This is a genomic window from Pseudomonas sp. 478, assembly GCF_003254125.1.
In the GTDB taxonomy this organism is placed as follows: Bacteria; Pseudomonadota; Gammaproteobacteria; order Pseudomonadales; family Pseudomonadaceae; genus Aquipseudomonas.
Map to the genome: position 1 here is coordinate 85617 of NZ_QKZG01000007.1, position 18425 is coordinate 104041.

The 18425-nt window shown below is 59.1% G+C and carries 18 protein-coding genes; 7 read left to right on the top strand and 11 right to left on the bottom strand.

Annotated features, from left to right (window positions below):
* Positions 1–85 precede the first annotated feature (85 nt).
* The 3 genes from rssC to DFS28_RS15975 all read right to left on the bottom strand — a co-directional run bounded on the left by rssC (position 86) and on the right by DFS28_RS15975 (position 2793).
* Positions 86–568 carry an anti-sigma factor antagonist RssC gene (gene rssC, locus DFS28_RS15965; RefSeq protein ID WP_111450569.1) on the bottom strand — a complete coding sequence of 161 codons (483 nt, stop codon included), beginning with the start codon at positions 566–568 and terminating at the stop codon, positions 86–88.
* A complete protein-coding gene (gene rssB, locus DFS28_RS15970) occupies positions 568–1749 on the bottom strand; it encodes a two-component system response regulator RssB (protein ID WP_010456296.1) in 1182 nt (393 codons plus the stop codon). Before rssB ends, rssC begins: the two co-directional genes overlap by 1 nt.
* 354 nt (positions 1750–2103) lie before the next feature.
* Positions 2104–2793 (bottom strand): VacJ family lipoprotein, encoded by a 690-nt coding sequence (locus DFS28_RS15975; RefSeq protein WP_111450570.1) that lies wholly within the window; start codon positions 2791–2793, stop codon positions 2104–2106.
* Positions 2794–2995: 202 nt separating this feature from the next.
* Here DFS28_RS15975 and DFS28_RS15980 point away from each other — a divergent pair, with 202 nt between their 5' ends.
* Both DFS28_RS15980 and DFS28_RS15985 read left to right on the top strand, forming a co-directional pair.
* The gene (locus DFS28_RS15980) at positions 2996–3616 is read left to right on the top strand and encodes an HAD family phosphatase (protein WP_111450571.1); all 621 of its coding nucleotides are present in this window, start codon (positions 2996–2998) and stop codon (positions 3614–3616) included.
* A 110-nt stretch (positions 3617–3726) separates the two neighbouring features.
* Positions 3727–3990, top strand: a complete 264-nt coding sequence (locus DFS28_RS15985; RefSeq protein WP_008151367.1) for a DUF4404 family protein — start codon at positions 3727–3729, stop codon at positions 3988–3990.
* Positions 3991–4162: 172 nt separating this feature from the next.
* Here the strand turns inward: DFS28_RS15985 and queF are convergent, their stop codons facing one another.
* Together queF and DFS28_RS16000 are read right to left on the bottom strand one after the other, a co-directional pair.
* Positions 4163–4993 (bottom strand): NADPH-dependent 7-cyano-7-deazaguanine reductase QueF, encoded by an 831-nt coding sequence (queF, locus tag DFS28_RS15995; RefSeq protein WP_111450572.1) that lies wholly within the window; start codon positions 4991–4993, stop codon positions 4163–4165.
* A gap of 61 nt (positions 4994–5054) precedes the next feature.
* Positions 5055–5585: a plastocyanin/azurin family copper-binding protein gene (locus DFS28_RS16000; RefSeq protein WP_111450573.1), complete on the bottom strand. Its 531-nt coding sequence runs from the start codon at positions 5583–5585 to the stop codon at positions 5055–5057.
* A gap of 155 nt (positions 5586–5740) precedes the next feature.
* On the opposite strand from DFS28_RS16000, the gene DFS28_RS16005 reads away from it, so the two are divergent.
* The gene (locus DFS28_RS16005) at positions 5741–6421 is read left to right on the top strand and encodes a heavy metal response regulator transcription factor (RefSeq protein WP_111450574.1); all 681 of its coding nucleotides are present in this window, start codon (positions 5741–5743) and stop codon (positions 6419–6421) included.
* Complete coding sequence (locus tag DFS28_RS16010; protein WP_111450575.1) at positions 6421–7770, top strand: heavy metal sensor histidine kinase; 1350 nt, start codon at positions 6421–6423, stop codon at positions 7768–7770. The genes DFS28_RS16005 and DFS28_RS16010 overlap by 1 nt, the downstream gene beginning before the upstream one ends.
* A 123-nt stretch (positions 7771–7893) precedes the next feature.
* Here the strand turns inward: DFS28_RS16010 and DFS28_RS16015 are convergent, their stop codons facing one another.
* From DFS28_RS16015 to DFS28_RS16025, 3 genes are all read right to left on the bottom strand, one after another.
* The gene (locus DFS28_RS16015) at positions 7894–9138 is read right to left on the bottom strand and encodes a lipoprotein-releasing ABC transporter permease subunit (protein ID WP_111450576.1); all 1245 of its coding nucleotides are present in this window, start codon (positions 9136–9138) and stop codon (positions 7894–7896) included.
* A 64-nt stretch (positions 9139–9202) separates the two neighbouring features.
* A complete protein-coding gene (gene lolD, locus DFS28_RS16020) occupies positions 9203–9886 on the bottom strand; it encodes a lipoprotein-releasing ABC transporter ATP-binding protein LolD (protein WP_165934003.1) in 684 nt (227 codons plus the stop codon).
* Between the two features lie 7 nt (positions 9887–9893).
* The gene (locus DFS28_RS16025; RefSeq protein ID WP_111450578.1) at positions 9894–11144 is read right to left on the bottom strand and encodes a lipoprotein-releasing ABC transporter permease subunit; all 1251 of its coding nucleotides are present in this window, start codon (positions 11142–11144) and stop codon (positions 9894–9896) included.
* A gap of 94 nt (positions 11145–11238) precedes the next feature.
* Between DFS28_RS16025 and DFS28_RS16030 the strand changes: the two genes are divergently transcribed.
* Both DFS28_RS16030 and DFS28_RS16035 read left to right on the top strand, forming a co-directional pair.
* Positions 11239–11820 (top strand): PilZ domain-containing protein, encoded by a 582-nt coding sequence (locus tag DFS28_RS16030; RefSeq protein WP_111450579.1) that lies wholly within the window; start codon positions 11239–11241, stop codon positions 11818–11820.
* A gap of 14 nt (positions 11821–11834) precedes the next feature.
* Entirely contained in the window at positions 11835–12557 is a 723-nt protein-coding gene (locus DFS28_RS16035; RefSeq protein ID WP_111450580.1) for a glycerophosphodiester phosphodiesterase family protein, read from the top strand.
* A 42-nt stretch (positions 12558–12599) separates the two neighbouring features.
* Here the strand turns inward: DFS28_RS16035 and sthA are convergent, their stop codons facing one another.
* Together sthA and DFS28_RS16045 are read right to left on the bottom strand one after the other, a co-directional pair.
* Positions 12600–13994, bottom strand: coding sequence for a Si-specific NAD(P)(+) transhydrogenase (gene sthA / locus DFS28_RS16040; RefSeq protein ID WP_074875140.1), 1395 nt, complete (start codon positions 13992–13994; stop codon positions 12600–12602).
* Between the two features lie 207 nt (positions 13995–14201).
* Entirely contained in the window at positions 14202–15188 is a 987-nt protein-coding gene (locus DFS28_RS16045; protein WP_111450581.1) for an FAD:protein FMN transferase, read from the bottom strand.
* 258 nt (positions 15189–15446) lie between these two features.
* On the opposite strand from DFS28_RS16045, the gene DFS28_RS16050 reads away from it, so the two are divergent.
* The gene (locus DFS28_RS16050) at positions 15447–16748 is read left to right on the top strand and encodes an MFS transporter (RefSeq protein ID WP_111450582.1); all 1302 of its coding nucleotides are present in this window, start codon (positions 15447–15449) and stop codon (positions 16746–16748) included.
* A 171-nt stretch (positions 16749–16919) separates the two neighbouring features.
* Here DFS28_RS16050 and DFS28_RS16055 read toward each other — a convergent pair whose 3' ends face one another.
* Positions 16920–18383 carry a glyceraldehyde-3-phosphate dehydrogenase gene (locus DFS28_RS16055; RefSeq protein WP_033061910.1) on the bottom strand — a complete coding sequence of 488 codons (1464 nt, stop codon included), beginning with the start codon at positions 18381–18383 and terminating at the stop codon, positions 16920–16922.
* Positions 18384–18425 lie beyond the last annotated feature (42 nt).

Below are 18425 nucleotides of genomic sequence, written 5' to 3' on the forward strand. Positions count from 1 at the left end.
ATCGCGATAGTGTTTACGACGGAGGTTATGTGGGAGCTGGCTTGCCTGCGATAGGGCCTGTAAGGCCCACATCACTTTCAGGAGATCACTGACGTTCCAGCGCATTCACCAGATCATGAAACGCTTCACGATTGGAGTCGTTCAGGCCCATGAGGATCTTGTGCGCTTCGAGCACTTTGATCCGCACCACTTCTTCGGACTGATCCTGGTCTGGCAGGTCGGTCAGGCACTCAGGGCATGGGATCGGGCGGTCAACGATGTTGAACACTTGCTCGAAGCCCATGGACTGCAGCAGACGGGTGATGTCTTCGTGGGTGGTGACGACGGTCGGCAACAAGCCGACCTTTTGCCGCGACAGGATCGACAGCTTGGCCAGCAGGCCCAACGTGGTGCTGTCGATGCTGCGGGTTTCGGTCAGGTCGATCACGATTGCGTTGAAGTTCAACGCCGTGAAGATCCGCTCAATAGTCGCATCCAACGCCGAACACAGGGTCAGGCGAACTTCACCGACGAACTTCAGGACGAAGGTGCCATCCTGCTCGGCGAACTGGATTCTACCGGTACTCATTAAAGATTCCTGCTCAACACCAACAGGGCGATATCATCCGGCATCTCCCCTAGCGTGGCCAATCCAAATACCTGCCGCAGACCATCCAGGCTGCCGCCCGCTGCCTTGACCCGTTGGGGCAAAGCCGCTTCTTTTTCTTTGAGTGTAGGTTCTGGCAAAAGGTCCAGAATGCCATCGGACATCAGCGTCAGGCTGAACGTCGGCGGCAGCTCCAGCACGTGATCTTCGTAGGTGGCTTCATTGAAGAGGCCCACCGGCAGACCACGCCCTTCCAGATAACGAACACTGTCTGGCGTGTACAACACAGGCAACGGCAAATGACCACCGATGCTATAGGTCAACAAACCTGTCTCCTCGTCGATGACTCCACCGACCATTGTGACGTGTTTACCCAGCTTACAACTGATCAGGCCTCGGTTGATATGACCAAGGACCTCTGAAGGCTTGAATTCCGGCAATGTGCCGCTGCGCTTGGATTCGAACAGCAAGCGCGTGGTCATGAACTTCAGCAGCACGGTAACGAAGGCTGAAGAGGCGCCATGACCGGAAACGTCCGCCAGGTAGAAGGCTACCCGACGCTCGTCGACCCGAAAGTAGTCGACGAAATCACCCGACAGGTACAGCGACGGGATGATCTGGTGAGCAAACTGGAACTCGTCAATGGTCCAGGGGCTGACCGGCAGCATGTTCATCTGCACCTGGCGACCGGCGTTCTGGTCTTCCTGGAGCAGGTTCAGGCTGGCGGCGAGCTCGCGGTTGGCCTTTTCCAGCTTCTCGCGGTAGCGCTGGTTCTCCAGCAGCAGGCGCGCACGATCCAGGGCCCGGCGCACAGAGTGCTCGAGCACAGCCAGATCTTCGAGAGGCTTGATCAGGTAGTCCGCAGCGCCCAGGCGCAGGGCCTCGACCGCGTCGTTCATCACGCCGGCGCCCGAAACCACAATCACCGGGGTTTGTGGTGACAGCTCGGTGACCTGGCGAATGAGTTCGAGTCCGCCCATCTGTGGCATGCGCAGATCGCAGATGACCAAGTCGGGCTTGTCTTGCTCGAATACCTGAAGACCCTGCTGGCCATTGCTGGCCTGCAAGACGCTGAAACCACTGTCTTCCAAATAGGCGGCGAGGCTCGCGCGCACTACTTCGTCATCATCGATTATCAGCAGCGTGGCACTGGTTTTTGGCATGTGGGCAAACGGCGCCAGAATTAGGTTGGCGTAGCAGGCAGGGGCTTTGTCCCGGCTCACACTACTGGATTCGCTTTCTAGCCTCTCTACTGCACTGTTTTCGAGCATTTGCCCTACACACAGGTACACCAGAGGTGCCCTTCTAAGGCGCAGACGGTACTCCCATCCGCGGGGCGTTTCAAGCTCACGCCGATGGTCGCTTGACGTCTTTCCATTTCAAATCACCGGGAGTTATAAGAACCGGCAAAACCGTAACGTAATGGAAGGTTAAAAACCCACGAGCCAAACCGGCCAGGAAAGCCAAACGAAAGAAGGCGGCCCACTGGGCCGCCTTCTTCGTTTTACCGGTCGAGATCAAAAATCGTCTTCGACCTGGCCGTCTTTGACCTTGAATTCGCGGTTCTGCAAGTACGCATTGCGGATGAAGGTGTACTTGTCGCCGGTGATCAGCTTCTCGCTCGACAGCAGGCTGGCGCGGGTGTCGATGATGTTCAGGCCGTAGATCGAGTTACGCACGGGAATGTCGTTGATGTACGGGTACGGGCCGGTGTAGCCATCGACATACTTGGACGGCGCGTCACGCAGCGTGCTTGGACCCAACAACGGCAACATCACGTAAGGGCCGCTGCCTACACCCCAGTAGCCGAGGGTCTGACCGAAATCTTCGTCGTTGCGCTGCAGGCCCATCTTGGTGCCCACATCGAAGAAGCCCAGCAAGCCGAAGGTGGTGTTGAAGATCAAGCGTGCGGTGTCGACGCCAGCGGCGGCCGGTTTGGCCTGCAAGATATTGTTGGCAAGGTTGGTGACGTCACCGACGTTGCGGAACATATTGTGGATGCCGTCTTCAAGAAACTGCGGCGTCACGAACTGATAACCCTGGGCCAAAGGCTTCAGCGCATAGGTGTCGAGCACATCGTTGAACTTGTAGATCGGGCGGTTGATGCTTTCCCAAGGGTCGTCTTCCGAGGCTGCCTGTGCAACGAACGGAACCAGCAATACGCTGGTAAACACACAAAACTGAGCTAGATGATTGCTCCAGCGCATAGAAAAACTCCTTGGATTGTACTGGCGCGGGCACTTGGCCCAAGCGTTAAGCGGGCTAGTATAAGACGGAACAGCCGCTTTAGGCAGCACCGCGCACAAGGCAGCCTGCGGATCATTCGTGATGATTGTGAGCGATTCACATCAGTGTCACTCAACTGTCACTGTCGCGCCCTAGCCTTGAGGCTATTTCAGGGACGTTGATATGCCGCACGCCGAAACCTTGCCCCACGTTGCGCCCAGCCTGAGCGCCGTCCTGTTCGGCCTCAGTGGTTGCCTGGTGGATTTCGGTGCCCGCACACGCGCACAGGGCATCCCCTCTGCCATACACGCCGAGGCTACGCCCGGCGCACTGGATAGCCTGCGCAGCTTGCAACATCAGCAGATTCCCTGTGCCTGGCTCGATGAACTCCCCCCTGCCCTCAGCCATTCACTGGCTGCTGCCTTGCCTTCATGGATCAAACCCTCGCAACACCCTGAAACAAACAATCCATGGCCGGCACCGCATGCCTGTTGGCAAGCCCTGATGACGTTGAATGTCGAACGGCTGGAGGGTTGCGTGCTGGTCAGCGGCGAACCACGATTGCTGCAAGCGGGGCTCAATGCCGGATTGTGGACGATTGGGCTGGCGTCCTGCGGCTCACTTTGCGGCCTGGCACCCAACGAGTGGCAGGCGCTGACTCAGCAGGAGCGAGAATTCAAACGCGGCAAGGCAACGATGCAACTGTTCGGCCTGGGTGTGCATTCGGTGATCGATCACCTCGGTGAACTCGACACCTGCCTGGCCGACATCAGTCTGCGCCGGCTCAAGGGCGAAAAGCCCTGATCGAGATCATGCAGGTTGCGCGCGAGTGGATTAATCTAAAGGTCAAGCCATAGACCTTTGGCGTGCTGCTGCGGTCTATGCCAGTGCCTATCGATAAAAGGAAGAACGCCATGCCTGCCCGCGAACTGCAACAACAACTCAATACTCTGCGCGAGCAATTGGAACAGAATCCACCGCTGACCGAAGCCGAACGTGAAGACCTGCACGCACTGATGCAACAGATCGAACTGGAACTGGAGCTCGAAACCAAAACCCAGGACTCCAGCCTCGCCGACAATGTGAACCTGGCCGTTGAACGCTTCGAAATCGAACACCCGACCCTGGCTGGCACCTTGCGCAACATCGTGCAAGCCCTGGCCAACATGGGGATCTGAACCCGCCGAATACAAAAAAGCCCCGCTAGTGATAGCGGGGCTTTTTCATATCCGGGATTTGCAATGCAATCCCCTGTGGGAGCGAGCCTGCTCGCGATGGCTGAGTGTCAGTCAACATCAATGTTGAATGTGCTGGACTCATCGCGAGCAAGCCCGCTCCCACAGGGGTTCTTTACTGGCGGACCAGGCGGTGGTTTGGCAGTTGAATGGTTTCAGTGCTGCGATACGGGTTGATGTCCAACCCTCCGCGGCGCACATACCGTGCATACACCGTCAATTTCTCCGGTTTCAACAACCGTTGCAGGTCGAGAAAGATCCGCTCCACGCACTGTTCATGAAAGTCCGAGTGCTGCCGGAAGCTCACGATGTATTCCAGCAAACTCGCGTGATCCAGCGCAGCGCCACGGTATTGCACCGCCACGCTACCCCAGTCCGGCTGACTCGTAACCGGGCAATTGGATTTGAGCAAATGGCTGTGCACGCTCTCCTCCACGATGAGCGATTCATCGCAACGCAGCAGTTCCGGGCGCGGATGCTCATAGTTGCTGACGCTGATGTCCAGATCATCAATGCACATGCCCGGCAACGCCACGACGCCTTCGGCTTCGACGTCCTTCAGGCTGCGAATCCGCACGCCGACCGGTTTACCGGCAGCGGCCGACAAGTCTCTGGCCAATGTCGCTTCAAGGCTCGCGGTGTCGGCAAATGGTGTCTGGTTCAGGGAGTTGAGGTACAGCTTGAACGACTTCGATTCGATGATATTCGGCGAATCCGCCGGGATACTGAATTCGCCAATCGCCACCACTGGCTTGCCGGACGGCAACAGCCACGACAGTTCGAAGCAGTTCCAGAAATCCACGCCCTTGTACGGCAGGGTTTCAGCCGTCAGGCCCAGCTCGGCCCATTTCGCGGTGCGCGGGATCGGGAACAGCAAGGACGGCGTGTAGGTGGCGATGTATTCGCTGGATTTGCCCAGCGGCGAGTGTTCGGCTGCGGGATGCATGGCGGAAACCTGACTGAAGAATCAGCGGATTCTACCAGCCTTTGCTCCCGCCTTTGAGTGCTTACTGACTGACAGTCACCTTGCCGACCATGCCGGCCTGGTAATGACCGGGGATGTTGCAGGCGAATTCCAGGTTGGTGGCCTTGGTGAAGGTCCAGGTCAACTCAGCAGTTTTGCCCGGCTCGACGAGCACACTGTTGGGGTCGTCGTGTTTCATTCCATGCTCCATGCCGGCCATACCGGCCATGGCGCCGTGGTCCATTTCCTTCATGCCTGTAGGCATGAGCATGCCGCTCTGCTGCATCTTCATCATTTCCTGCTGATGTTTGGCGTGCATTGCCGCGTCACCGAGGTTGAATTCATGCAACAACTGACCTTTATTCACCAATACAAAACGAACCGTCTCACCGGCCTTGATATCAATCGCCTTAGGGGTGAACGACATGTCGCCCATGACGACTTCAACGCTGCGAGTCGCCTTGGCCGCCGGGGCCGGTTGGCCGAAGTCGTAGGTATGCGCCGGGGCAGCCCACGCCGGCGAGCTCAGCGCCAGCAAACACGCGGCTCGCACCAGTGATTTGCGCAAAAACATAGTCGTACTCCAACAAGATAAGGTTCAGCCTGTGGAAAACTCTAAACTGCCGCGACTGCCTGCAACCTGACAGCCAGATTACAACTTTGTCAGGTTGGCCAGTATTAACGCCGCCCACGGTATAAAGCGTCCGTTCCATTTACCTCGAGTCGCCCATGAAACTGCTGATCGTCGAAGACCAACCGAAAACTGGCCACTACTTGCGCCAAGGCCTGACCGAGGCCGGTTTCAATACTGAACTGGTGGCGGACGGCAGCGCCGGCCAGCAACTGGCGCTGTCCGGCGATTACGCGCTGTTGATTCTCGATGTGATGCTGCCCGGTCGCGATGGCTGGCAAATTCTGCAAGCGGTGCGCAGTGCCGGCCTCGACACGCCGGTACTGTTTCTGACAGCGCGCGACGCGGTGGAGGACAGGGTCCACGGCCTCGAACTGGGCGCCGACGACTACCTGGTCAAACCGTTCGCCTTCTCCGAGCTGCTGGCCCGGGTCCGCAGCCTGTTGCGCCGTGGTAACGCCACACCCCAGGAAACCACCCTGCAACTGGCGGACTTGCGCCTTGACCTGATCCGCCGTCGGGTCGAACGCAGCGGTCAGCGCATCGACCTGACGGCCAAGGAATTCGCCTTGCTGGAAATGCTCCTGCGCAGGCAAGGCGAAGTCCTGCCCAAGTCGTTGATCGCGTCCCAGGTCTGGGACATGAACTTCGACAGTGACACCAACGTCATCGAAGTGGCGATCCGTCGTTTGCGCCTGAAGATCGACGACGAATTCCCCAACAAGTTAATTCACACCGTACGCGGCATGGGTTACGTCCTTGAAGAGCGCCCCGCCTGATGCGTCGACTTTCGTTAAGCAGTCGCCTGGCGCTGCTGTTTGCGGCGTGCACCGCCGTGGTGTCGCTGTTTGCCGGGGTGTTGTTCAGTCGGGCCAGTGAAGCGCATTTCGTTGAACTCGATCAACAGTTACTGGACGGCAAGTTGATTGGGTTGCGTCGGGCACTTCATGACATTCAGTCGAGTGAAAGCGAAGTCAAACTGGCCGATGAATTGAGCCGACAGGCTGATCTGTCGCTGCGGATCACCGGCAGTGACGGCAAGCGCTGGTATGAAAGTTCGACGCGCCTGCCCCAGGAATTACCTACCCAGGCGGGTTTGTCCACGGTGAGCAGCGAAGGCACCGACTACCGCGTCCTCAACGCTCCGTTGTACCTCGACAAACCCGATTCGCCGCAGTTGACCTTGCTGCTGGACATCACCCATCACCAGCACTTTCTGCAACGCATGCAGCACCTGATCTGGTTGACAGTCGGTTTGTCGGCACTGGCCACTGCCCTGCTCGGTGCCTGGGCAGCGCGCAGTGGGTTGCGGCCGTTACGACGCATGAGTGCGGTTGCCTGCGGCGTTTCAGCGCAATCGCTCAATGCGCGCTTGCCCGAAAAGAACATGCCGCCAGAACTCGCGGAAATGGCCCACAACTTCAACGCCATGCTCGGACGCCTCGACGACTCTTTTCAGCGGCTATCGGCCTTCTCCGCCGACATCGCCCATGAATTGCGCACGCCGTTGTCGAACCTGTTGACCCACACCCAGGTCACCCTCACCCGCCCACGTCCCATGGAGGATTACCGCGAAGCACTGCACAGCAATCTCGAAGAACTGCAATGGATGGCGCAACTGGTCAACGACATGTTGTACCTGGCCAAGGCCGACCACGGGTTGTTGATGCCCAAGCGCGAACCGCTGGAGCTGGCGGAAGAAGCGGATCTGTTACTGGAGTTTTTTGCACCGTTGGCGGAGGACGCGCAGGTCAGGTTGAGTCGTGAAGGCAGTGCGCGCATGGAGGGCGATCGCAGCATGTTGCGGCGGGCGCTCTCCAATTTGCTGGATAACGCGTTGCGGTTTACGCCGGTCGAAGGCGAGGTTCGGCTGCGGATTGTTGATCAGCCCAAGGGATTGAGCCTGACGGTCGAGAACAGCGGCGACGGAATTGACAAGGCGTTGCTGCCACGATTGTTTGATCGCTTCTACCGGGCTGATCCGGCGCGCCAGGAAGGCAGTAGTGAACATGCGGGATTGGGGTTGGCGATCACTCAGTCAATCATCCGCGCCCATGGCGGGCAGATTCATTGTGAATCGGATAACGGGTGGACACGGTTTGTGATTGAGTTGCCCAAGGGGGATTGAGGCCAGCAGGTCTGGCCCCTTCGCGGGCAAGCCCGCTCCCACAGTGACCGAGTTGAATCACAATGGTGTGAACGACTCAAACCCCTGTGGGAGCGGGCTTGCCCGCGATAGCGATCTACAGGCTTACGAATACCGCAATGCAGTAGCCGGTTCGACTTTCGCCGCACGCCATGCCGGGTAAACGGTGGCGAGGAAGCTCAAGATGAACCCGGCGGAGCAGATCAACAGCACATCCGCCCCCTGCAGTTCGGAAGGCAGGTTACTGACGAAGTACACGTCTGAAGTGAAGATGTGCTGCCCGCTGACCCGCTCCATCCAACCCACCAGTTCACTGACGTTCAGCGCCGCAATCACGCCAAGCACACCACCAATCAACGTACCGACAACCCCGATCACGGTGCCCTGCACCATGAAGATCGCCATGATCTGCCGCGGCGTGGCGCCGATGGTCCGCAGGATCGCGATGTCCGCACCTTTGTCGTTCACCACCATGATCAGGGTTGCGATGATGTTGAACGCCGCCACGGCGACGATCATCAGCAACAGCAAACCGATCATGGTTTTTTCCATCTTCATCGCACTGAACAGACTGCCCTGTGTGTGAGTCCAGTCATCAGCCTTGTAAGCGGTGCCCAGGCCGCCAGCAATATCGCTGGAAACCTTCGGCGCAGCGTACAAATCCTTCACCGCCAGGCGCACGCTCTGTACCTGATTCGGCGCCCAGTGCTGCATCTGCGCGGCATCGGCCACGTGGATCAGCGCCATGGAACCATCCAGTTCGGCGCCGACCTTGAACACGCCGACCACGTTCAACCGCTGCATGCGCGGGGTGATGCCGCCCGGTGCGGTGCTGACTTCCGGCACGATCAGGGTGATCTTGTCGCCGACGTTCAAGCGGAAACGGCGCGCCGTGATCTCACCGATCACCACACCGAACTCACCCGGCTTCAAGGCATCGAGACGTCCCTGAACAATGTGCTGGGCGACGATCGACACCTTGCCTTCGAGCGCCGGATCAACACCGCTGACCTGGATCGGCTGCATCGTCCCCTTGTAGGACAGCATGCCTTCCATCTCGGTGAACGGCACAGCGGCCGTCACTTCAGGATTCTTCATGGCCGCCGCCGCGACGGGCTGCCAATCGTCGATCGGATTGACGCCAACGATAGTCGCGTGAGGCACCATGCCGAGGATGCGCGAGCTCATTTCGCGCTGGAAGCCGTTCATCACCGACAACACCACGATCATCGCCAGCACGCCCAGGGCGAGACCGATCATCGAGGTCATCGAGATGAAGGAAACAAAGCGATTGCGGCGCTTGGCGCGGGTATAGCGCGCGCCGATAAAGATCGATAACGGTCTGAACATTCGCTGGGCACCGTATAAAAATAAAAGACCCAACGTACTGTTCAGTACGTCGGGTTTCGGTCAATCAGATGGGCGTCAGGTAACCTTCCTGCAAATGCAGGACGCGATCCATCTGGCGAGCCAGGTTCATGTCGTGAGTCACCACCAGGAACGCCGTGCGCATCGAGGTGCTGAGTTCCAGCATCAAATCCTGAATGCCCTGGGCGGTGTGGGAATCGAGGTTGCCGGTCGGCTCGTCGAGCATCACCAGGCCTGGGTTGTTCACCAGGGCGCGGGCGATGGCCACACGCTGACGCTCGCCACCGGACAATTCGGCCGGTTTGTGTTCCAGGCGATGGCCCAGTCCTACCCGCTCCAGCAATGCTGTCGCACGCTGACGCGCTTGCGGGATCGCCGTCTTGCCGATCAGCAGCGGCATGCAGACGTTTTCCAGCGCGGTGAACTCAGGCAGCAAGTGGTGGAACTGGTAAACGAAACCCAGCGACCGATTGCGCAGCAAACCGCGAGCCTTTTCGTTCAGCGCCGACAGCTCTTCGCCGGCCAGCCAGACGCTGCCCTTGGTCGGTGTATCGAGGCCGCCCAGCAGGTTGAGCAAGGTACTTTTGCCCGAGCCCGAGGTCCCGACAATCGCCACGCGCTCACCCGGATGCAACTCCAGTTGCAGACCAGCCAGAACCTCTACCGACTCCGGACCTTCCTCGTAGGACTTGCCCAGGTTGCGGCAGCTCAAGATTGCTTTATCACTCATGCCCAACTCACTCATAACGTAGCGCCTCCGCAGGCTGGGTGCGCGCGGCACGCCAGGCTGGATACAGGGTGGCGAGGAAACTCAGGACCAACGCGGCGGCGCAGACCATCAACACATCCTGGCTCTGCACTTGCGACGGCAGGTAATCGATGAAGTACACGTCAGCGTTGAGGAATTTGTGCCCGATCAGCCCTTCCAGGGCCGAGATCGCGGCGCTGACGTTCAGCGCGGCGAAGATCCCGACCACGGCGCCGATCAGCGTCCCGACCACACCAATGACGGTGCCCTGCACCATGAAGATCGCCATGATCGAACCTGGCGTGGCGCCCAGGGTGCGCAGAATCGCGATGTCGCCCTTCTTGTCGTTCACCACCATCACCAGCGTGGAAATGATATTGAACGCGGCAACGGCGACGATCAGCAGCAACAGCAAACCGATCATGGCTTTTTCCATGCGGATCGCCTGATACAGATTGCCGTGGGTACGGGTCCAGTCGCGGGCATAGAAACGGTCTTCGCCAAGTTGCTGGGCGATGGTCCACGCGACGCGTGGCGCCTGGAACAGGTCGTCGAATTTCAGGCGGATGCCCTGGACCTGATCCGGTTTCCAGCGATGCAGCTTGGCCAGATCCTGCAGATTGGTGATGCCCAGGTAGCCGTCCAGCTCACCGGCGCCGACATGGAAGATGCCGACCACGGTAAAGCGTTTCATGCGCGGGAACATCCCGGCCGGGGTCACGGTGACTTCCGGCGCCACGAACGTCAGCTTGTCGCCGATCGCCGCACCCAACTTGGCCGCGGCCTTGTCACCAATGACGATGCCGAAACTGCCCGGCGCCAGGTCATCGAGTTTGCCCTGCTGCATGAAGTTATCAATGATCGAGACCTGCCGTTCCAGCGCAGGGTCGATGGCATTGAGCAGGACTTTGGACACCTTGCCGTTGTTGGTCAGCAACCCCTGCATCTGGGTAAACGGCGCAACGGCCGTCACCTGCGGGTTCTGCTTGACCTTGGCGGCCAGGCTTTGCCAGTCGCTGATCGGTTCACCGGACTCGATGGTCGCGTGGGGCACCATGCCCAGCACGCGGGTGCGCATCTCATGATCGAAGCCGTTCATGACCGACAGCACCACGATCATCACGACCACGCCGAGGGCGAGTCCGATCATCGAGGTCAGGGAAATGAACGACACAAAATGATTGCGACGCTTTGCACGGGTATAACGCGTGCCAATAAATACGAAGAGAGGTCTGAACATGTCGGGGCTTGTTCGGAGGGAAAAGGAACGTCCTTGTGGCGGGGGTCGATAACCAGCTTTACACTCAGACCACCGCCGCTACCATGGGTTCGCCATGTCGACATTAGATGAAGAAGATCGCCGCGAATACTACCGTATCGAGGACACGATCGCACTGGAAATTCGGCCCCTGTCCGCTCCCGAAGCCGCAGGCCAGGAAGTGTTGCAGGATGCTTCCCCTCTGTTCAACTTGCTCAGCGAGCTGCACCTGAGCGAATTCGAGTCACAGCACCTGTTGCGCCAGATCAGTGAGCGCGACCGCAACCTCGCTGCATTCCTGAAATCCCAGAATAAACGCATCGATTTGCTGAGCCAGGTGATCGCAATCACCGTACTCGGGCAGATCGGCGAGCCGCAGCCGGTGATCATTTCCGAAGGCGGGATCGACTTTCAGCATCCGACGCCACTTGCCACGGGCGCGCATCTGTCGGTGAAGCTGGTGCTGATGCCGCAAGCCCTCGGACTCTTGTTGCGGGCTCGCGTCACCCATTGCGATCGTAAAGGCGACGGCTACGACGTCGGTACCGAGTTCGAGTACCCGACCGATGCCCAGCGCCAATTGCTGGCCCGCTACATTTTGCAGAAGCAGGCCCAGGAACGACGTCTGGCCCGCGAACAAAACGAATCAGGCATTTAATTTAAGGAAGAACCGTGACCCTCATCTACGGCCATCGCGGCGCCAAGGGCGAAGCACCGGAAAATACGCTGACCAGTTTTCAGCAATGCCTCAAGCACGGCGTGCGCCGCTGCGAACTGGACCTGCACCTGTCCATGGACGGCGAGCTGATGGTCATCCACGACCCGACACTCAAGCGCACCACCGACCGTCGCGGCAAAGTCGTCGAGCACACGGCGGCCGAGCTGGTGACCTACGATGCGCGCAAGGGGGGCCCAGGCTGGATCAAACCGTGCCCGATTCCAACCCTGGAAGAACTGTTCGAGAAATGCGATTTCGAGCACTGGCAACTGGAAGTCAAAAGCGCTTCACGCACTCGCGCGGCGACAACCGTGCTGGCGATTCGCGAAATGGCTCAGCGTTTCGGCCTGCTCGACAAGGTGACGATCACCTCGAGTTCGCGGGAAGTATTGAAAGCCGCGCTGGACTTCGTGCCGGACGTGTCCCGCGGATTGGTGGCCGAGTACGCCTGGCTCGATCCGTTGAAGGTCGCACAAAGCTATGGCTGTGAGATTTTGGCGCTGAACTGGACCCTGTGTACGCCGGAACGCCTGCAGAAGGCGCAGCGTCAGGGGCTGCATGTGTCGGTATGGACAGTCAACGAGCCCGCACTAATGCGCAGGCTCGCCGACTTCGGCGTTGACAGCCTGATTACAGACTTTCCCGGTTTGGCCAGCGCCACGCTCGAGAATTGCTGAAATCGGTCTCCCCGGCCGGCTCAGGCCACCGGCCGGAGCCACTCAAAAAAGCCGGTTGAGGCCATCGTACGCCGCTACCCGATAGGCTTCGGCCATGGTCGGGTAGTTGAACGTCGTGTTGACGAAGTACTTCAGCGTGTTCTGTTCGCCCGGCTGGTTCATGATCGCCTGACCGATGTGAACGATCTCCGACGCCTGATAACCGAAGCAGTGAACGCCCAGCACTTCCAGGGTATCGCGGTGGAACAGGATCTTCAGCATGCCTTGCGGTTCGCCGGCAATCTGCGCACGCGCCATGCCCTTGAAGAACGCCTTGCCCACTTCATACGGCACCTTGGCCTGAGTCAGCTCCTGCTCGTTCTTGCCGATCGAGCTGATCTCCGGAATGGTGTAGATGCCGGTCGGCACGTCGTTGACGAAGCGCCAGCTTTGGTTGTCAACGATGCTGCCAGCGGCCGAACGACCCTGGTCGTGAGCAGCACTGGCCAGGCTCGGCCAACCAATCACGTCACCGGCGCCGTAGATGTTCGGTTTGCAGGTACGGTAGGCCTCGTCCACTTCGATCTGGCCACGGCTGTTGACCTTCACGCCAATGTTTTCCAGACCCAACTGATCGGTGTTGCCGGTACGGCCGTTGCACCAGAGCAAGGCATCGGCCTTGATCTTCTTGCCGGACTTGAGGTGCAGGATCACGCCGTTGTCCACGCCTTCGACGCGGTCGTAGTCTTCGTTGTGGCGAACCGTGATGTTGTTGTTGCTGAAGTGATAGCTCAGGGCCTGGGAAATTTCCGAGTCGAGGAAGCTCAGCAACTGACCGCGGTTGTCCACCAGTTCAACCAACACACCCAGACCGCTGAAGATCGACGCGTACTCGCAACCGATCACGCCGGCGCCGTAAACGATGAGTTTGCGCGGGGTGTGGCCGAGGCTGAGGATGGTGTCGCTATCGTAGATACGCGGGTGGTGGAAATCGATGTCCGCCGGACGATAAGGGCGCGAGCCGGTAGCGATGATGATGTGCTTGGCCACCAGTTTTTCGACCACGCCGTTGGCGCAGACCACTTCAATGGTTTGCTCGTCAGCGAAGCTGCCGGTGCCGAAGAACACGTCGACGCGGTTACGGGCGTAGTAGCCGGTGCGCGATGCGACTTGTTTGGAGATGACTTTTTCAGCGCTTTTCAACACGTCCGGGAACGAGAACCAGCGCGGCTCACCAATGGCCCGGAACATCGGGTTGGTGTTGAACTGCATGATCTGCCGGACCGAGTGACGCAGTGCCTTGGACGGGATGGTGCCCAGGTGGGTGCAGTTGCCGCCGACCTGGCGACGGCTATCGACCATCGCCACCTTGCGCCCTGCTTTGGCGGCGTTCATTGCCGCGCCTTCTCCCGCCGGGCCGGAACCCAGCACCACCACGTCGTAGTTGTAGACAGCCATGCATACTCCTCAGAACAGGCCGCGGCGCCCTCGGCACCTGCGGCTAAATCACGCCGATCTGCGGCGTGAAGGAACAATTTGGGGCCAGTGCAGAACCCGGACACAGTCTATATAAGCGTCAACGCCGCGCACATTAACCCTTGGTCGCGTCGTAGGCTAGTTTTGCCTGCACTACAACGCCAGTCTTTGCTGCTTGAATCGCCGCGATCACTCGGTTTTTCCGCCACTCAGGCGCTCAAAAGCCTGCGTGGTTCGTGTGACGAATCCTGTATCGGCACGAATGACAAAGAATGCACCGATGTCATGCGCTTCGGCATAGTCCCAGCCCCTTTCGGGACCCAGAATCAGCAACAGCGTCGATAAGCCATCGGCCATCAACGCTGAAGGATGAATCACCGTGACTGACGCCAGGGCATGTAGGACCGGCGCTCCGCTGCGGGCATCGAAGGTGTGGGAATAACGCCGACCGTCCTGCTCGAAATAGTTGCGGTAGTCGCCAGAAGTGGAAACGCCGTAGCCGTCGACGGCGATGATGCGCTCGGCCACTTGCTGGTCGTCGCGGGGTTCTTCCAGAGCGATGCGCCACGGTGAGCCGTCGAGCTTTTTGCCGGCAGCCTTGAGTTCGCCGGTGGCTTCGGCGAGGTAGTTGTGGATGCCCATTGCTTCGAGTTTTGCGGCAATTGTATCGACTGCGTAACCGGCGGCGATGCTGTTGAAGTCGACCTCGACCGCGGCGTCCTTGCACAATTTATCGCCGTCGATGCGCAGGTGCGCGTGACCGACACGCTGCCTGACTTCGGCGAGCGCTTCGGCAGTCGGGACTTTTTCCTTACGGCCCTGCGGGCCAAAGCCCCAGAGATTGAGCAGCGGTTCCACGGTCAGGTCGTAGGAGCCTTCGCTTTGCGAAGACAGTTGCTCGCCCACACGGATCAATTCGAGCACTGGGCCAGGCATGACCTGACAGCGGCCGGCCGGCAGTGCGTTGAAGCGTTCGATAACCGAGTCGCTGCGATAGGTCGAGAATTGTCGATCCACTTCGGCGAGGATACTTTCTACTTCAGCCTGCACCGCTTTCGGCCCGGGCGTGGAGGAATGCCTTACGTATTGAATGGAATAACGACTGCCCATGGTCGGGCCGTCGAAGCGTTCCAGGCTGTCGCCGTTGCCACAACCGGACAAAATACCGGCCAGCATCACAACCCCAGTCCACCGTCCAGTTAACAAATCTTCATCCCCCCTCAAAACCGCGCCCGCCATTATGGGCTTCAGAGCGCACGAGAGCGAGGCCTGCCAGCGCCCGTCAGTCAAACGTAAAACCTGTGGGAGCGAGCCTGCTCGCGATAGCGGTGTGTCAGCCAACATCAATGCCGATTGACCCCACGCCATCGCGAGCAGGCTCACTCCCACAGGTGCAGCGTTTCAAACAAGATGTACCAGCGTGAGTACCTACATATGTCCTCCAACACGAGCAAAGGCAAAGCGATTTTTCGCGTTGTCAGCGGTAACTTTCTCGAGATGTTCGACTTTATGGTCTACGGCTTTTACGCCACGGCCATTGCCAAGACCTTCTTCCCTGCCGATAGCGCTTTCGCCTCCCTGATGTTGTCCCTGGCCACCTTCGGGGCCGGCTTCCTGATGCGTCCATTGGGGGCGATTTTCCTCGGCGCCTATATCGACCGCCATGGTCGACGCAAAGGGCTGATCATCACCCTCGCGATGATGGCGGCCGGCACGGTACTGATTGCCTGTGTGCCGGGTTACGCCACTTTGGGCGTTGCGGCGCCGCTGATTGTGCTGTTCGGTCGTTTGCTGCAAGGGTTCTCGGCCGGGGTGGAACTGGGCGGTGTGTCGGTCTACCTCGCCGAGATTTCCACCCCGGGCCGCAAAGGCTTCTTTGTCAGTTGGCAGTCCGCCAGTCAGCAAGCGGCGGTGGTATTCGCCGGCCTGCTGGGTGTTGGCTTGAACCACTGGCTCAGCCCCGAACAAATGGGTGATTGGGGCTGGCGCGTGCCGTTCCTGATCGGCTGCATGATCGTGCCGGTGATCTTCGTGATTCGTCGTTCGCTGGAAGAGACGCCGGAATTCCAGGCGCGCAAACATCGCCCTACCCTGCGGGACATCGTTCGTTCGATTGGACAGAACTTCGGCATCGTCATCGCCGGCATGGCGTTGGTGGTGATGACCACGGTGTCGTTCTACCTGATCACCGCCTACACCCCGACCTTCGGTAAAGCCGAACTGCATCTGTCGGATCTGGATGCATTACTGGTGACGGTGTGCATTGGCCTGTCGAACTTCTTCTGGCTGCCGGTCATGGGTTCTGTTTCCGACAGGATCGGACGCAAACCCTTACTGCTGGCGGCGACGATTCTGGCGATCCTCACCGCCTACCCTGCCCTGTCATGGCTGGTAGCAAACCCGAGCTTCAGCCACTTGCTGATCGTCGAATTGTGGCTGTCGTTCCTGTATGGCTCGTATAACGGCGCCATGGTGGTGGCGCTGACCGAGATCATACCGGTGGAAGTTCGTACAACTGGATTCTCTTTGGCCTACAGCCTGGCGACTGCAACATTCGGGGGGTTTACGCCGGCGGCGTGTACGTACCTGATTCATGTGCTGGACAACAAGGCTGCGCCGGGGATCTGGCTCAGTGGCGCGGCGGTGTTGGGGCTGATTGCGACGCTGGTGTTGTTCCGTGGCAACAAGCATGAACTGCGTACTGCGCAGGCGGCTGTAGTAGGCGGCGCTCGATAGATCGCCTTCGCGAGCAAGCCCGCTCCCACAGTGGATCTGTGTACGCAGGACCAATGTGGGAGCGGGCTTGCTCGCGAAGAGGCCTATTCAGGCAACACACCTGTAACTGACAAACCACACAAACAAAAACGCCCCGACCAAAGTCGGGGCGTTTTCATGTGCAGCTAATGCTTAGCGCGGGAATGCAGGCGGGTTTACACCGGCCATGTCTTCCATCACGCGAACCACCTGGCAGCTGTAACCGAATTCGTTGTCGTACCAAACGTACAGAACAACGCGGTTGTCTTGGCTGATGGTTGCTTCAGCGTCCACTACGCCTGCGTGGCGCGAGCCAACGAAGTCGGTGGAAACCACTTCCTGCGAATTGACGTAGTCGATTTGCTTATGCAGATCGGAGTGCAGCGCCATGTAGCGCAGGTACTCGTTCATCTCTTCACGGGTGGCGGCTTTCTCAAGGTTCAGGTTGAGAATGGCCATCGACACGTTAGGCGTCGGAACGCGGATCGCGTTACCGGTCAACTTGCCGGCCAGCTCAGGCAGCGCCTTGGCAGCAGCGGTGGCAGCACCGGTCTCGGTGATCACCATGTTCAACGCGGCGCTACGGCCACGGCGATCGCCTTTGTGGAAGTTGTCGATCAGGTTCTGGTCGTTGGTGTACGAGTGAACCGTTTCAACGTGACCGTTGATGATGCCGAACTTGTCGTTGACGGCTTTGAGCACCGGCACGATGGCGTTGGTGGTGCAGGAAGCCGCGGAAACGATCTTGTCATCAGCGGTGATTTCACCGTGGTTGATGCCGTGAACGATGTTCTTCAGCTTGCCTTTGCCAGGCGCGGTCAGAACAACGCGATCGATACCCGGGCAAGCCAGGTGCTGGCCCAGGCCGTCGGCGTCACGCCATACACCGGTGTTGTCCACCAGCAGTGCGTCTTTGATGCCGTACTGGGTGTAGTCCACTTCAGTCGGGTTTTTCGCGTAGATAACCTGGATCAGGTTGCCGTTGGCGGTGATGGTGTTGTTGGCTTCATCGATGGTGATGGTGCCATTGAACGAACCGTGTACCGAATCGCGGCGCAGCAAGCTGGCGCGTTTGACCAGATCGTTTTCGGCGCCCTTGCGGACAACGATGGCGCGCAGACGCAGGCCGTCGCCACCACCGGTTTTCTCGATCAGGATGCGCGCCAGCAGACGGCCGATACGACCGAAGCCGTACAGAACAACGTCGGTGCCTTTGCGGGCGGAAACATTTTGCTGACCAACGACGTCAGCCAGTTCTTCACGGACGAACTGCTCGGCAGTGCGGCCATTGCCTTCAGCCTTGAACTTGACTGCAAGCTTGCCCAGGTCTACCGAAGCAGCGCCGAGCTTGAGCTCGCTCATTGCCTTGAGCAGCGGGAATGTTTCGTGGACGGACAATTCGCTGTCATCGGACTGGCGATGGCGAGCAAAGCGGTGAGCTTTGAGAATCGCGATGACAGACTGGTTGATCAGACTGCGGCCATAGATCGAGCTCACCACGTTGTTATTGCGGTAGAGCTGACCGATAAGCGGAATCATCGCTTCTGCGAGTGCTTCACGGTCGATCCATTCACCAAGACACTGGTCGGGCTTCTGAGTCACGGGAACCTTCCACATGTAGGGGCAGAAAAAAGGGGCTACATTATGCCGCCGAGTGCC